Source organism: Sediminibacterium sp. FW305-C-61, assembly GCF_058231065.1.
Map to the genome: position 1 here is coordinate 294,761 of NZ_JBIQXR010000003.1, position 15,220 is coordinate 309,980.

The window sequence follows — 15,220 nt, forward strand, 5'->3', positions numbered from 1 at the left end:
TCCCGAACTGGGAAGCCTTTTCTTTTCAACTAGTTTGCTATATTATTCAGTCACATAAGAAGAAACTGGTTCGCAGGTACAAATCAAATTTCTATCACCATGTGTATTATTTACCCGCGCAACACTTGGCCAGAATTTTTGCTGTGTAACATAATAAAGCGGAAACGCCGCTTGCTGCCTGCTATATGCATGATTCCATTCATCGGCACAAACAACTGCCTGTGTATGCGGCGCATTCTTTAATGGGTTATCTGTTTTGTCCGCCTTGCCTTCCTCAATCGCTTTGATTTCTTCAAATATTGAAATCAACGCATCACAGAAACGATCTAATTCACCTTTATCTTCACTTTCAGTTGGCTCTATCATAATCGTACCCGGTACAGGGAAACTCATGGTAGGAGCATGAAAACCATAATCAATCAAACGTTTAGCAACATCTTCCGCCTCAATACCAACACTCTGCTTAAATGGACGTAAATCAACAATAAACTCATGCGCACATGTGCCATTGCTTCCTGTATAAAGTATTTTATAGTATTTCTCTAAACGCGCTTTCATGTAATTCGCATTCAGGATCGCATACTCTGTTGATTGTCTGATGCCTGTTTCACCAAGCATTTTAATATAACCATAACTGATCAACAAAATACTTGCCGAACCATACTGTGCGGCACTTACAGCCAGCGTAGCATTACCTAAAGCAGTATGTCCAGGTAAGTAAGGCGCCAGTTTATCATTTACACAAATAGGGCCCATGCCTGGACCGCCGCCACCGTGCGGAATAGCAAATGTTTTATGCAGGTTAAGGTGACAAACATCGGCACCAATCATACCCGGACTTGTTAAACCAACCTGAGCATTCATATTTGCACCGTCCATGTAAACAAGTCCACCATTATCGTGAATGATTTGACAAATATCCTTGATGGTTTCTTCAAACACACCATGGGTAGATGGATAGGTAACCATTAAAGCACCCAGGCTGTCTTTATATTGCTCAGCTTTCGCTTTTAAATCTGCTACATCAATATTACCTGCTTCATCACACTTAACTACCACAACTTTAAAGCCAGCCATTACAGCACTTGCAGGGTTTGTTCCGTGTGCACTTATCGGAATAAGTACAACATTTCTATGCGATTCATTTCTTGCTGCATGATAGGCGCGGATGGTCAACAATCCTGCATACTCACCCTGAGCACCACTGTTTGGCTGTAGACTACAAGCAGTAAATCCGGTAATTTTACAGAGGTAATCGTTCAACTCATCAATGATTTGCTGATAACCCTGTGTTTGTGAAGCAGGTGCGAATGGATGTAAACCGCCAAATTCAGGCCAGCTCACCGGAATCATTTCGGTTGCTGCATTCAGTTTCATGGTACAGCTACCTAAACTAATCATGCTGGTATTCAAGGAAAGATCCTTGTTTTCCAACTGTTTAATATAACGCATCATCTGACTTTCACTGCGGTGTGTATTAAATACCGGGTGAGTGAGGTAGGCAGAGCTGCGTATTAATTCTTTTTCAATCTGGTATTGGGTATCTGTAAGTTCTTTTTCTGAAACAGTTACCGATGTTTTACCGGTTACTTTTGCAAAAATTTCCAGTACAGTATTTACATCATCAACAGAAGTTGTTTCATCCAGACTGATGATGATGCTGTTTTGTTGATAGAAGAAATTAGAAGAAGCTGCTTCTGCTGCTTTTTTAACAGCTTCAAGATCCACTCCTGAAACAGAAAGTGTATCGAAATAGGTTTTGTTATCCTGACTGATGCCCATTTTTGCCAGACCGTTCGACATTGCTTTGGCAAGTAAGTGAACACGGGTAGCTATTTTTTGCAGACCTGCTGGACCATGAAATACAGCATACATGGCGGCCATATTTGCCAGTAAGGCCTGAGCCGTACATATATTAGAAGTGGCTTTTTCTCTTTTAATGTGCTGCTCCCTGGTTTGTAGAGCCATACGAAGTGCACGATTACCCTGTGCATCAATACTTACACCAATCAATCTGCCTGGAATACCTCTTTTGAAATCATCTTTTGTAGCGAAGAATGCAGCATGCGGGCCTCCGAAGCCCATTGGAACACCAAAACGTTGTGCACTGCCAATCGCAACATCCGCACCGAGTTCACCCGGAGGAGTTAAGAGGGTAAGCGCTAAAAGATCGGTGGCCATGATCACAAATCCTTCCGCAGCATGCACTTTATCAATAAAAGAACGGTAATTGGTTGCATTACCAATACTGTTCGGGTATTGAATCAATGCACCAAAATAACTGTTATCAATAACCGCAGTATTGAAATCGCCTACCACTACTTCAATGCCAATTGGCTCAGCACGGGTAACCAATACATCGATAGTTTGCTGGAAAGTATGCTGGTCAACAAATAATTTGGGTTTGGTGATTACATCTGTTTTATTCACATGATGGAAAATCATCGCCATTGCTTCCGCAGCAGCGGTGGCTTCATCAAGCAGGGAGGCATTTGAAATTGGCAGACCGGTTAAATCTGCAACCATGGTTTGGAAGTTTAATAAACTTTCCAACCTGCCCTGAGAAATTTCAGCCTGGTATGGCGTGTATTGGGTATACCATCCTGGATTTTCAAAAATATTCCTCAATATCACACTTGGCGTGATAGTGCCATAATAACCCTGACCGATATAGTTTTTGAAAACCTTGTTTTTGGAAGCAATCTTCTTTAACTCAGTTAAATACTTGAACTCACTGATAGCCGCCGGTATACCCAAAGGCTTTTTAATACGGATACTGTCAGGAACTGTTTTACTGATCAGTTCATCCAGTGAATTGGCGCCAATAACAGATAACATGTTTTGTGTATCGGATTCATTGGGTCCGATATGACGCATTTGAAACTCGGAAGATTGCTGTTCAAAAAGATTCATATTCTGGAAAGGATTAATATGGTAGTAGAAATCCGGCTTAATGCCCGGGATTTTAAACGCCGCAAAGGTAAGTTATCACAACGTGAAAAATCATCTTTTGTTTAAGCGGTTAATAAGCTGTGGATCAAATTATTTCAATATTTTTAAAATCATAATATTGCACATGGAATCAACGCATTGTGTTAACTGTGGCAAAACCCTTATGCCCGATTTTAAAGTTTGCCCGGAGTGTGGCCAAAAAGTTAGTATCCACCGTTTTACTATCCCCCATATTCTTCATGAACTCTTACACGCATTTACACATGCCGATAAAGGTGCGTTTCACTTGCTGAAAGAACTGGCTTGCAGACCAGGAGTCGTTTTACAGGAATATATTGTTGAAGGAAAGAGAAAAAAGTACTTTAATCCTTTCACATTATTATTGATCGTGCTTGGCTTTTCCGTATTCATGAATTCAATTTTCCATCCTTTTCAAAAAAACCAATACGTTACTAAGCAACAATTAGCAACGGCAAAGACAGCGGCTAAAAAAGCAACATACCAGCGTATAGTTGATATGCAAGAGAAAGTAAATGGTTTTATGGAGAAGCGTACCAATATTATGACCTTTATAACAGCCCCTTTAATGGCGCTTGGCTTCTGGCTGGTATTTAAGGGGAAAAGACTCAAATACGCCGAACACCTGGTTGCCTATCTGATACTTAACTGTATTCTTTCACTGATCAGCACGCTTACCTTTGTTCCTTTAATGAATATAGTACCACAGCACTTGATTTTCTTACTGGTAGGAGGTAATTTGGTGGTGCAGATTGTTTATACCAGTATTGCCTATGCAAAGCTCCTGCAATTAAAAGGTTTTGGTGAAATTATCATGGTAGCAGGTGCAAATATCCTTGGAATGATTTTCACAATGACATTGGTAATGGTTGTTACCATGGTTTACTTTCTGTTAACCTGGTAGGATGAGTCAGAACCATACTATTATCTTTGTATAAATTATTTGCATGGAGCAATGGGAAAAACTAAGTGCTGATCACCAAAAACAGTACAAGCAATTTCTGCAACGTGCAGATAAAAATAAAGTACTCAAGCAATTACCTGATCTGCATGAAAAAGCGTTTACCGAAGTAGATTGCCTAACCTGTGCCAATTGCTGTAAAAATTATTCACCAAGATTTAAAACCCCAGATATTAAACGCATCAGTAAATTGTTGCGTTTAAAAGAAAGTGTTTTCATTGACACTTACCTGGAACTGGATACTGAAGGAGATTATGTAAGCAAAACAAAACCCTGTCCTTTTCTCGGATCAGATAATTACTGCAGCATTTATGAAGATCGTCCATCCGACTGTAAAAGGTTTCCCTATACAGATGAAGATGTATTAATAAAACGCCCCGCAATCACCCTAAAAAATTCAAGTTTTTGTCCGGCAGTACATTTTGTACTCGAACATTTATTGAAGACATAGCAGGTTTCATTTTTTTTTGTATATTCTCGCCAATCCCTGGGGTTAATATTTGTTTCTAAAGCATGGACTATGGCACATTTACCGGTATTGATCAAAGATCTGGCACTGATTCTCGGTGCAGCGGCTGTTATTACCCTTTTTTTTAAAAAAATAAAGCAGCCAGTTGTACTTGGATATATCATTGCTGGTTTAATAGTAGGGCCTAATTTCAAATTATTTCCAACCATTGGTGATATAGACGGTATCAAGATTTGGGCAGAAATAGGCGTGGTCTTTTTATTATTCGCACTTGGTTTGGAATTCAGTTTTAAGAAGCTGGTTAAAGTTGGCGGCTCCGCAGCTATTACGGGTATCACAGAATTACTTTGTATGATGTTGCTGGGTTATGGCATGGGACAATTACTCGGATGGTCAACCATGGATAGTATGTTTCTCGGTGGTATTATTGCTATATCTTCTACCACTATTATATTCCGCGCTTTTGATGAACTTGGCTTGAAAACAAAGCAGTTTACCGGACTGGTATTAGGCGTCTTGGTTATTGAGGATCTTGTCGCCATCTTGCTAATGGTATTACTGTCAACGGTAGCGGTTAGTAAGCAATTTGAAGGAACCCAAATGTTTTTATCGATTGGTAAATTGCTTTTCTTCCTTTGTTTATGGTTCCTGATGGGTATTTTTTTATTGCCCACTTTTTTCAAAAGGATGCAAAAATGGCTTTCCAGTGAAACCCTGCTCATAGTTTCATTGGCACTTTGTTTAGGAATGGTGGTATTGGCCGACCAGGTTGGCTTTTCTGCAGCATTAGGGGCATTTATTATGGGTTCTATTTTAGCAGAAACCACGCAGGCGCATAAAATAGAACACCTGATTACTTCTGTAAAAGACTTATTCGGCGCTATTTTCTTTGTATCAGTTGGTATGCTGATTGACCCGAAAATTTTAATTGAGTATGCATTGCCCGTATTTGCGCTAACACTGGCAGTAATGTTAGGTAAAATTATTTTTGTAACCATCGGCGCCTTACTGGCTGGCCGGCCACTCAAACAGGCGGTACAGGCTGGTACAAGCATGTCGCAGATAGGTGAGTTTTCCTTTATTATTGCAACCCTTGGGGTTACACTGAATGTTACCAGTTCTTATCTGTATCCTATTGCAGTTGGGGTTTCGGTGATCACAACTTTTACTACCCCCTATACCATTAAACTGGCCGAACCACTGTACCAGTTTTTATTAAAAGCATTGCCCGGTAAATGGATCACGGCCCTGGAAAAATATAGTAGTAGTTCTCAAATCATCGAAAGCGAAAGCAACTGGAAACGACTTCTCCGTTTTTATATACAGATTATTATACTGAATGGTGTAATAATGATAGCCCTTTCATTGATGGTGGCTTATTTTCTGCAGCCTTTCTTATTAAAACTGATTGACGAACCTATAACGGTAAAAATAATTTCAGCACTGCTTGGCTTAATAGCAATGGCACCATTTATATGGGCACTCACGGTGAAAAAAATGAGCAAAAGTGCCTATGCCGCCTTATGGCTGGATAGAAAATATAGTCATGGTCCACTGGTGATGCTTGAAGTTGCAAGAAATGCCATCGCCGTAATACTTGTTGGATTTTTACTGAAACAATTATTTGGTTTTTGGATAACCATTGCTGGTACACTGTTAGTAATGCTTGTAATTGGTTTATTGTTCCGGCAAAGACTTCAAAAATTTTACCAGCGACTGGAAGATCGTTTCCTGCAAAACCTGCATGAGAAAGAATTATTGGAACAAAATAAAACTCAGAGCCATCTCTCCCCCTGGGATGCTCACCTTACGCATTATAAGATTAGTCCACATGCAGGTTATATTGGAAAAACACTGGAAGAATTACAGTGGCGGGAATCTTTTGGTATCAATGTGGCTTTTATAGAAAGGGGCAATAAAGTGATGTTCGCACCGGCGAGAACAGAGAAGATTTTCCCCTTCGACAATATTGGTGTTATCGGAACGGATCAGCAAATGCTTGAGTTTGGAAAAATCATGCTGCCTTTTTCGGAAGAAGTAGATGGTGAAAAAGAATTGGTAGAACTGGAAAAAATTGTCGTAGATGAGCATACCCGTTTAAAAGGATTAACCATCCGCGAATCGGGTATCAGGGAAAAAACAAATGGCCTTGTTGTGGGTATTGAACGCAAGGGTGAACGAATACTGAACCCATCTTCCTTTACCCAGCTAGAATGGGATGATATTGTATGGATCGTTGGAAACAGGAAGAAAATTCAGCAACTCTATCATCCATAAATATCCACAAATGCAGGATGGGACACGGATTATCATGATTTTCAAGATTTATCATGATAGATACTGAAAATCATGATAATCTGCGTTCTATTAATAACAGGTTGCGGATTTATGACTATCAATATTATTTAGCAACATGAAGAATAAATTTTTCCGCAAAATATTCTTCTGGAAAAATTTTATCTACTGGCATCATTCTTGGGCGAAGTCCACTTTCAAATATTTCCTGGGCAAGGTCGCCGCCTTTTAAACAGATTAAGCCATTGGCAATTTCTTGCTGGTGGCCTTTTTTTAATAGAGGCCCGGCCCATTGCCAAAGATCTTTTAGTGGAGCTACTGCGCGTGAGACTGCAAAATCGAATTTCCTGTTTTTTATATCTTCGGCCCTTGAGTGTTGAGTGGTAATATTTTTTATGCCGGCACCTTCTGCTACGGCATTAACTACTTTCAGTTTTTTTGCAATGCTATCAACTAGGTGAAACTTTACTTCAGGAAAGAAAATTGCCAGAGGAACTCCTGGAAACCCACCTCCACAGCCTATATCGATTACTTGTGTGCCAGGCTGAAAATCGGCTATGGCAGCTATGCTTAATGAGTGAAGTACATGATGCAGGTAAATGCTTTCGATGTCTTTTCTTGAAATAACATTGATCTGGGCATTCCACTCTTTATACAAACCCTCTAGCGCCTCAAACTGTTTTATTTGTTGTGGGGTAAAATCACTGAAATATTTCAGAACTAATCCCAGTTTTTGCGGGGTGCTTTCCATATTGCGGGTACTGTAAAAATGAAATAAAAGAACATCCAGATATCAAAGAAAAGAAACCAGGGCCATAAATCCTTTTCATTTAATTTTTTCATGGCCTTATAATATACAATTGCCTGAAGCAGAAAACGTACCCCAAACACCGCAAGGGCCATCCACCAGTTATAAAAGATAATGCTGACAGCTAATAATGGATATACCCAAAACAAGGAGAATGAGTACAATCCCAGTAAAAATTTATGTGAGCCTTTGTAGTAGTTACTGGTGGTATAATGACGGTATTTCTGTGTCATCCAATCCGACCATCTTGTTTTAGGTTCACTAAGTGTATGGGCATCATGATCTATACAAATACTGGTGTTATCTGGACGGGCAACCTGGTTAATAAAAAGGTCATCATCGCCACTCGGAATCTGGTTGATCGATGAAAAACCTTTATTGCGTAAAAAGACATCCTTTTTATAACTCAGGTTTCTGCCTACACCCATATAAGGTATACCTGCAATGGCATAAGACAAATACTGAACAGCTGTATGAAAGGTTTCAAAACGAATCAGTTTATTCAACAAGCCGGGTTTCTTATGATAAGCTCCATAACCGAGTACAATCTCCGTACCATCGGTATAGCATTCCTGCATACGTTGGATCCAATGTTCGGAAGCTGGCACGCAATCGGCATCAGTTAATAGTAAAATTTCATGACGCGCACTTTTGATACCCATTGACAAGGGGAATTTTTTACCACTAATCATTTTTGCTTCCTGCGTGAGTTCAATGTAATTGATGTTTTTAAACATTTTTTTGAACTCATCAACCAGGTATTTGGTATCGTCGGTAGAATTATCGTTTACTAATACCACTTCATGTGTTGTCTGATACTGCTGAACCAAAACTCCCGGAAGTGTTTTCACTAGGTTATGCGCTTCATCTCTTGCGCAGATAACAACTGATACCGCATGTTCAATAGAAGTTTCTTTCGGGGGTGTTTTAAAGAAGGCCAGTCTTTGAAAAAAATACAGGTAGTAAAACAATTGAATGCCTATAATCGCACAAAAGGCATAAAAACAAATATCCCAGAGCAGAGTTGGTATAGTCATTCCGCAAAAATAGGGCTTGAACCTGCTATGTTTGAGTGAACTGTGGAGATGTGGAAAAGTCTGGGGGGTGAAAGACGGGGAGTGCGACAGTCCGAAAGTCCGAAAGTCCGGAAGTCCGAGAGACAGAGGTTGAGAGTGTATCATCTGGACTAATACTCCATCTTTCCAACTTCCGGACTCACGGACTTTCCGACTTAACCTCTACTTTTGCCCAATGGCTTCACTCAAATTTGAATTGGAAACTACAGCGACTGGCAGCAGGGCCAGGGCGGGTAAGATAACTACGGATCATGGAGAAATTCAGACACCTATTTTTATGCCCGTTGGCACGGTGGGAACGGTAAAGGCGGTTACCCAACAGCAACTGAAAGATGATGTGGAAGCGCAAATTATTTTAGGCAATACCTATCATTTATACCTGAGACCAGGGATTGAAGTGCTTGAAGCAGCGGGTGGGTTGCATCGTTTTAATGGGTGGGACAGACCTATCCTGACAGACAGCGGCGGGTATCAGGTGTTTTCTCTGGCTGCTAATCGGAAAATAAAAGAAGAAGGTGTATTGTTTCAATCGCATATTGATGGAAGCAAACACATGTTCTCTCCGGAATCTGTGATGGATATTCAACGTAGTATTGGTGCCGATATCATCATGGCATTCGATGAATGCCCTCCATACCCCAGCGAATACGGGTATGCTAAAACAAGTATGGAACTTACTCATCGCTGGTTGGATCGGTGTATTCAAAGATTGGCTGAAACACCTGATAAATATGGGTATACACAAAATCTGTTTCCTATAGTTCAGGGGAGTACTTATAAAGACCTCCGGAAAGCATCCTGCGAATATGTGGCATCAAAAGGTGCGGTGGGAAATGCCATTGGAGGATTAAGTGTAGGTGAGCCGGAAGACATGATGTATGAGTTTACAGAACTATGTACGGAATACCTTCCTATCGATAAACCACGTTACCTGATGGGTGTAGGCACACCCTGGAATATACTGGAATGTATAGACAGAGGTATTGATATGTTCGACTGTGTTATGCCTACCCGTAATGGAAGAAATGGGATGATCTTTACGACAGATGGAGTAGTGAATATCAAAAATAAAAAATGGGCCACTGATTTTTCTCCGATAGACCCTGGTTTGGATAATGAAATGAGTCAGTATTACACCAAAGCTTACCTCCGCCACCTTTTTGCGGCAGATGAAATACTGGGTATGCAACTGGCAAGTATCCAAAACCTATCATTCTACCTCTGGCTCGTAGGCGAAGCCCGCCAACATATCCTGTCCGGCGATTTTAGCTCATGGAAAACAGCAATGGCTGAGCGTGTGAAAAGAAGACTTTAGTATTGCAGAGAGTAGATCGCTGATGTCTGATCGCTGATCTCTGATTTGGGATATATGTTAATATTGAGCAAAACAAAACAAATCAGACATCAGAAATCAGCGATCAGACATTAGCCTGTATCTTTGACCGGATAAGCCGCTATGAAAAAATTAGACTGGTACATACTAAAGAAATTTTTAACCACTTTCTTTTTTTCCATTTTCCTGTTTGCGGTTATTGCTATTGTGGTGGATGTTAGTGAGAAGACGGATGATTTTGTTAGGTCCGGGTTGTCACTGAAAGAAATAATCACACAATATTACTATGGCTTTGTACCCCATATCATTGCCTTGCTCCTGCCTTTATTTGTGTTTATAGCCGTTATATTTTTCACCTCGAAAATGGCTGGAAGAAGTGAAATTATTGCTATTCTGGCAAGCGGAACCAGTTACCAACGATGGTTAAGACCTTATTGGATTGGTGGTGTATTATTAGCAGGATTATTATGGTTTGCCAACCAGTATGTAGTACCAAGGGCAAACCAGATCAGGGGAACTTTTGAGGCCAATTATATTGACAAGAATAACAGTTACAATGCCCTGCTTAGCTCTAGTAACTATATTTATTTGAGGGTTGACTCATTTACCTATGCGGGTATATATGCCTATGATACTTTAACTAAAAGGGGAGGTCCATATTTTTCCTATACCATTCGTAAGAATAAAGTAGTGCAAAATATGCGGGCCGACCAGATTATATGGGATACCACAACCCGCAAATGGAAGATGGAATCTATTATAGAACGTAATATTTCAGACCAGGGAGAAATTGTGGCGATGGTGCAGGAGAAACAAATGAACTTTAATTTCAAACCCCTTGACCTTAGTCGTGATAAATACACCAAAGACAAATTAACAACCCCTGAATTAGACCGTTTTATTGCCCTGGAAGAATTGAGGGGGTCAGAGGGATTGAATAGTCTCAAAGTAGAAAGATACAGACGTGATGCAACCTGTGTAACAGTGCTGCTTTTAACCCTTATTGGTGCTATTGTAGCGGGAAGGAAAGTAAGGGGAGGGAGTGGGGTACATTTGGCTGTGGGTTTTGTTACGGCGGCATTGTTCATCCTGACGGATAGATTTTCTACCATATTTTCTACAAAAGGTGATCTGCCCCCGCTTTTGGCCGCCTGGATACCCAATTTAATCTTCGTTTTTGTAGTGGTTTATCTCTATCGAAAGGCTCCTAAATGATTTTAACGGAGTTTACACAACCTTCATCGTTTTAGTTTTGTTGTACAAGGCAACTTGTGTTACCTTTAGCGGCCTGAAAAGCACCCGGAGCACGACTTTTAATCTCTTTTATAACGAACGCCATAGCTAAAATTTTACGAAATGGGAATCATCAAAGAAAGGTTCAAGCAAAAAGCTGATATTGCTAATGCTGAGATCAAAGACATTCTTAAAACACACGGAAATAAAAAGATCGGAGAAGTTACCCTTTCTCAGGCCTATCAGGGAATGAGGGGTATTACCGGACTGGTAACTGAAACCAGTTTACTGGATGCACAGGAAGGTATCCGCTTTAGGGGTTATTCTATTCCGGAATTACAACAACTTTTACCAAAAGCACCTGGTGGTGGAGAGCCTCTTCCTGAAGGTTTGTTTTACCTGATGCTGGTAGGTGAAATGCCTACGGAAGAAGATGCAAATCATATCACCAGTGTATGGCAGCGTCGCAGTCATGTGCCGAACCATGTGTTCCATACAATAGATGCTTTGCCGCTGAATACGCATCCTATGACCATGTTTGTAACGGGAGTAATGGCCCTTCAAACAGAGAGTAATTTTGCAAAAGAATATGCAAAAGGCATCAACAAAAAGGAATACTGGAACCCGATATATGATGATGCAATGGATCTTATTGCACGTTTGCCACGCATCGCAGCTTATATCTATCGCCGTAAATACAAGAACAACGAACATATTCATCCTAACGGATTATTAGACTGGGCCGGAAACCTGGCACACATGATGGGCTATAACGACGAAAGTTTTAAAGAACTGATGCGTTTATATATGACCATACATGCAGACCATGAAGGCGGTAATGTATCAGCACATACTACCCATCTGGTAGGCTCAGCATTAAGCGATCCTTACCTCAGTTATGCTGCAGGTATGAATGGACTTGCAGGCCCCTTACACGGCCTCGCCAACCAGGAAGTAATCAAGTGGATTTTTGAAATGCAGGAACAACTGGGTACGGATGATCCTAGCAAAGAACAGATAGCAGATTATGTACAGAAAACTCTTGCATCCGGAAAAGTAGTACCTGGGTATGGTCATGCAGTGTTGCGTAAAACAGACCCACGTTTTACTGCACAAATGGAATTTGGTAAAAAGCATATGGCCGATGATAAACTGGTAAATACTGTTTGGAAAGTTTATGAAACTGTTCCACCAATCCTGGAATCACTGGGTAAGGTAAAAAATCCATGGCCGAATGTAGATGCCCATAGTGGAGCTTTACTGGTGCATTATGGGTTGGTAGAATATGAATTCTATACCGTATTGTTTGCAGTGAGCCGTGCATTGGGTGTTTTGTCGAGTCTTTGTTGGGACAGAGCCCTCGGTCTTCCAATTGAACGTCCGAAATCTGTTACAACAGAAGCTGTTAAACAATGGCTGGAAGGAAATGGAGAAATCTGGGAATAGTAAGGTCTTTAATTATCATAAGTGGTCCGGCGAAAAATGCCGGACCACTTTTTTTTATGCCATGCTTGTCTTAATTTGGGTAACCGAACCCTTAACTTATGGCCACATCTACCACCAAAAAAGCAGCAGTAAAAAAAGCAGCAGTAAAAAAAGTTGCAAAGAAAGCGGTGAAGAAAGCTGCTACTAAAACAGCAACAAAGAAAGCCGCTCCCGAAAAAAAGAAAAAAGAAATCAAGATCAAGTATTCGGATAAGTCTGCCGGTCAGCCAGAACTTGTTCCCATTTTCGAACAAATAAAAGCAATGCTTTTGCCCTATGTAAAAGGCAGTTTGCAATTAGTAGGTGGAAATGGTGGTATGTTATGCCTGGTAAGCCAAAAGCCCGTAGAAATATACGGTAGAAAAAGAGATGAACTTTGGTTTGCTGGTATCCTGGTTCAAAAGGGATATGTTGGTTTTTATTACATGCCGGTATATGCGCAACCTGAATTGAAGCAGGTGTTTAAACCGGAGCTACTTAAATGTTTAAAAGGGAAAAGTTGTTTTCATATTAAAAAGAATGATCCGGTTATTATGAAACAAATTAAAGAATCGCTGAAAGTTGGTTATACGATGTATAAAGAGAGGGGATGGTTGTAGGGAAATTCAGCATTTTCGACATTATCAGTATAGATATACCTAAGACAATTTATGCAATTTAGTATGTTGTAAAAAGAGCTTTGAAAAGCAAGCTCTTTTTCTTTTGAACTATTGCTGTTATTTAGCCTTGAATAACATTCCTGATACGCCATCATTACTAACTTCTATTGCAATAATTTTTTTTTGCCTATTGCGCACCAGTTTGATCTTTTTGAAATTCCTGTTATTCGATGTTAATAAGGAGGAATTGATGGGTGTTAGTTCAAATTCTCCCAATCTTGTATGAAAAGCGTACAGTTTCCCCTGCCTTGCCGAAAAACTGAAAAGACTAGCCAGCTCATCACTGAAAAAATTACCAGTAAACATCTCAGGGGTAGTCTGCTGATATTTAACAAATTCTATTGTCCTCTGCTTATTAATAACCATTTTCAGTATGGCATTATTTGAGCTGCTATTTTCAAAGAAAACACTTACATCTTCTTTGTCAGCCAGCATTTTGAACTCATTTGCTGATACCGGAACAAGCCTGGATGTTGCACCTCCGGGTCTGATATATACAAGTGTATCATTCACAAGTTTTATCTCACGGTCGTACCATTCATCGGGATGCCAGTATTTGCCACAAAAAATAGCAAGTTGTTCTTTAGACAGCGAAATAAATTTACTTGAGTTATGGGTAAATACTGGTTTCTGTGGCGATTTAGGGTTATTCTGGTACAAATCGCTCAAAAAAATATCTGCGAGTGAAATAGCCAAAGTACTTGCATTAAAAGGTGTAGCATTTGAAAGAACAGCTACCGAGGCATTGTATTTCGGAAAGCGTGCAAGATGACTTCTGAATCCGGCATCGGAGCCGCTATGATCAAACCATTCAAGACCATGTAAGGTAAAGCCTGTAAATTGACCCAGGGCGGATTCTGAAATACTACCATCATTCAGTTTTGCCCGTTGGTTCAAAAGTTCAACCACTTTCTTAAATGAGTTATCCGGTGCATTTAGAAAACTTGCCCATTTGCTCAAATCAAATGCAGTAGTAAATAAACTGGTTGGCCCAACAATTGAATAGTTGAGTACACTTTTTTTATACTGAGTCCCTGATTTATAATATGAATAAGCTCTTTGTTTTACCAGTTTTTCAAAATCATCGTAGAAGAACGAATGATCCATGCCGAGTTTTGTGAAAATATTATCCTGTGTAAATTTTGAAAATGAAATGCCGGTAACTCTTTCTACTACTTCAGCCAGTAAAGTAAAACCAGTATTACAATACATGAATTTTTCGCCGGGCATAAAATTCAAACTTTGCTGACGGTATACAAGTGAGAGTATTTGTGTTTTTGTGATAACATCATCCAGCCTCCAGCCGCCCATTTCTAGCAGGCGCCATTGTTCACGCAGTCCGCTGGTATGGGTAGCCAGGTGTCGCAACGTGATTGTTTTGGGATACATGGGAAGTTCCGGAATATACTTACGGATATCATCATCCAATGAAACCAGTCCTTTCTCCTGAAGTAACAGAATGCAAAAGGCTGTGAATTGTTTTGAAAGGGATGCTGCATGAAATGGGGTAATATCTGATACAGGTATATCGTATTCAAGATTGGCAAGGCCTTTAGACTTGTGATAAACTATTTGCCCTTCTTTAACTACCGCTACAGATATGCCTGGTGTTTTATCGTTCCAGGCTGCAAGAATACTATCGGCCTTTTTTTGTTTCAGTAATAATTCATCACTTTTTTGTGAAAAAATAGTTATAGGAGTTAATGCAAAACACAATACTATACACCGGCGAATAAATAACATATAAAGGTTTATTAACCTATCGCTTTTTTGAATTAGATGTTACAGAAAATTCCAGAAACTTCTTGAACTCACAGAATCACTTCAGTGTATCAATCAGTTAGCCAGTATTAATGATTTAACCGATAATGGTTTAAAACTGAATGACCATCTGAATACGCAGGTATATTATTCCATTACAGAGTATAAAA

Annotated in this window: 11 protein-coding genes; 7 read left to right on the forward strand and 4 right to left on the reverse strand. The window is 40.0% G+C overall.

Annotation, left to right across the window (positions count from 1 at the left end):
* Positions 1 to 42: 42 nt before the first annotated feature.
* A complete protein-coding gene (gene gcvP / locus ACH30E_RS10235) occupies positions 43 to 2,913 on the reverse strand; it encodes an aminomethyl-transferring glycine dehydrogenase (RefSeq protein WP_490824741.1) in 2,871 nt (956 codons plus the stop codon).
* Between the two features lie 163 nt (positions 2,914 to 3,076).
* Between gcvP and ACH30E_RS10240 the strand changes: the two genes are divergently transcribed.
* From ACH30E_RS10240 to ACH30E_RS10250, 3 genes are all read left to right on the forward strand, one after another.
* Entirely contained in the window at positions 3,077 to 3,874 is a 798-nt protein-coding gene (locus ACH30E_RS10240; RefSeq protein WP_490824742.1) for a DUF3667 domain-containing protein, read from the forward strand.
* Between the two features lie 43 nt (positions 3,875 to 3,917).
* Complete coding sequence (locus tag ACH30E_RS10245) at positions 3,918 to 4,382, forward strand: YkgJ family cysteine cluster protein (protein ID WP_294995537.1); 465 nt, start codon at positions 3,918 to 3,920, stop codon at positions 4,380 to 4,382.
* Between the two features lie 69 nt (positions 4,383 to 4,451).
* Positions 4,452 to 6,677, forward strand: a complete 2,226-nt coding sequence (locus ACH30E_RS10250; RefSeq protein ID WP_294995534.1) for a cation:proton antiporter — start codon at positions 4,452 to 4,454, stop codon at positions 6,675 to 6,677.
* A gap of 124 nt (positions 6,678 to 6,801) precedes the next feature.
* Here the strand turns inward: ACH30E_RS10250 and rsmG are convergent, their stop codons facing one another.
* Together rsmG and ACH30E_RS10260 are read right to left on the reverse strand one after the other, a co-directional pair.
* Positions 6,802 to 7,446 carry a 16S rRNA (guanine(527)-N(7))-methyltransferase RsmG gene (rsmG, locus tag ACH30E_RS10255; protein ID WP_294995531.1) on the reverse strand — a complete coding sequence of 215 codons (645 nt, stop codon included), beginning with the start codon at positions 7,444 to 7,446 and terminating at the stop codon, positions 6,802 to 6,804.
* Positions 7,416 to 8,540, reverse strand: a complete 1,125-nt coding sequence (locus tag ACH30E_RS10260) for a glycosyltransferase (RefSeq protein ID WP_490824743.1) — start codon at positions 8,538 to 8,540, stop codon at positions 7,416 to 7,418. Before ACH30E_RS10260 ends, rsmG begins: the two co-directional genes overlap by 31 nt.
* A gap of 214 nt (positions 8,541 to 8,754) precedes the next feature.
* On the opposite strand from ACH30E_RS10260, the gene tgt reads away from it, so the two are divergent.
* From tgt to ACH30E_RS10280, 4 genes are all read left to right on the forward strand, one after another.
* A complete protein-coding gene (gene tgt / locus ACH30E_RS10265; RefSeq protein WP_490824744.1) occupies positions 8,755 to 9,894 on the forward strand; it encodes a tRNA guanosine(34) transglycosylase Tgt in 1,140 nt (379 codons plus the stop codon).
* Positions 9,895 to 10,035: 141 nt separating this feature from the next.
* Positions 10,036 to 11,127, forward strand: coding sequence for an LptF/LptG family permease (locus ACH30E_RS10270; protein WP_294995522.1), 1,092 nt, complete (start codon positions 10,036 to 10,038; stop codon positions 11,125 to 11,127).
* A 141-nt stretch (positions 11,128 to 11,268) separates the two neighbouring features.
* Positions 11,269 to 12,591 (forward strand): citrate (Si)-synthase, eukaryotic, encoded by a 1,323-nt coding sequence (locus ACH30E_RS10275; RefSeq protein ID WP_294995520.1) that lies wholly within the window; start codon positions 11,269 to 11,271, stop codon positions 12,589 to 12,591.
* A gap of 98 nt (positions 12,592 to 12,689) precedes the next feature.
* Positions 12,690 to 13,229, forward strand: a complete 540-nt coding sequence (locus ACH30E_RS10280; protein WP_490824745.1) for a hypothetical protein — start codon at positions 12,690 to 12,692, stop codon at positions 13,227 to 13,229.
* A gap of 117 nt (positions 13,230 to 13,346) precedes the next feature.
* Here ACH30E_RS10280 and ACH30E_RS10285 read toward each other — a convergent pair whose 3' ends face one another.
* Positions 13,347 to 15,032, reverse strand: coding sequence for a serine hydrolase domain-containing protein (locus ACH30E_RS10285; protein WP_490824746.1), 1,686 nt, complete (start codon positions 15,030 to 15,032; stop codon positions 13,347 to 13,349).
* Positions 15,033 to 15,220: the final 188 nt, after the last annotated feature.

What these genes read in the sequence shown, in the direction of transcription:
- rsmG (WP_294995531.1), bottom strand. Translation starts at nt 7,446, where the DNA reads ATGGAAAGCACCCCGCAAAAACTGGGATTAGTTCTGAAATATTTCAGT.
- ACH30E_RS10250 (WP_294995534.1), top strand. Translation starts at nt 4,452, where the DNA reads ATGGCACATTTACCGGTATTGATCAAAGATCTGGCACTGATTCTCGGT.
- gcvP (WP_490824741.1), bottom strand. Translation starts at nt 2,913, where the DNA reads ATGAATCTTTTTGAACAGCAATCTTCCGAGTTTCAAATGCGTCATATC.
- ACH30E_RS10275 (WP_294995520.1), top strand. Translation starts at nt 11,269, where the DNA reads ATGGGAATCATCAAAGAAAGGTTCAAGCAAAAAGCTGATATTGCTAAT.
- ACH30E_RS10270 (WP_294995522.1), top strand. Translation starts at nt 10,036, where the DNA reads ATGAAAAAATTAGACTGGTACATACTAAAGAAATTTTTAACCACTTTC.
- ACH30E_RS10285 (WP_490824746.1), bottom strand. Translation starts at nt 15,032, where the DNA reads ATGTTATTTATTCGCCGGTGTATAGTATTGTGTTTTGCATTAACTCCT.
- tgt (WP_490824744.1), top strand. Translation starts at nt 8,755, where the DNA reads ATGGCTTCACTCAAATTTGAATTGGAAACTACAGCGACTGGCAGCAGG.
- ACH30E_RS10280 (WP_490824745.1), top strand. Translation starts at nt 12,690, where the DNA reads ATGGCCACATCTACCACCAAAAAAGCAGCAGTAAAAAAAGCAGCAGTA.
- ACH30E_RS10245 (WP_294995537.1), top strand. Translation starts at nt 3,918, where the DNA reads ATGGAGCAATGGGAAAAACTAAGTGCTGATCACCAAAAACAGTACAAG.
- ACH30E_RS10260 (WP_490824743.1), bottom strand. Translation starts at nt 8,540, where the DNA reads ATGACTATACCAACTCTGCTCTGGGATATTTGTTTTTATGCCTTTTGT.
- ACH30E_RS10240 (WP_490824742.1), top strand. Translation starts at nt 3,077, where the DNA reads ATGGAATCAACGCATTGTGTTAACTGTGGCAAAACCCTTATGCCCGAT.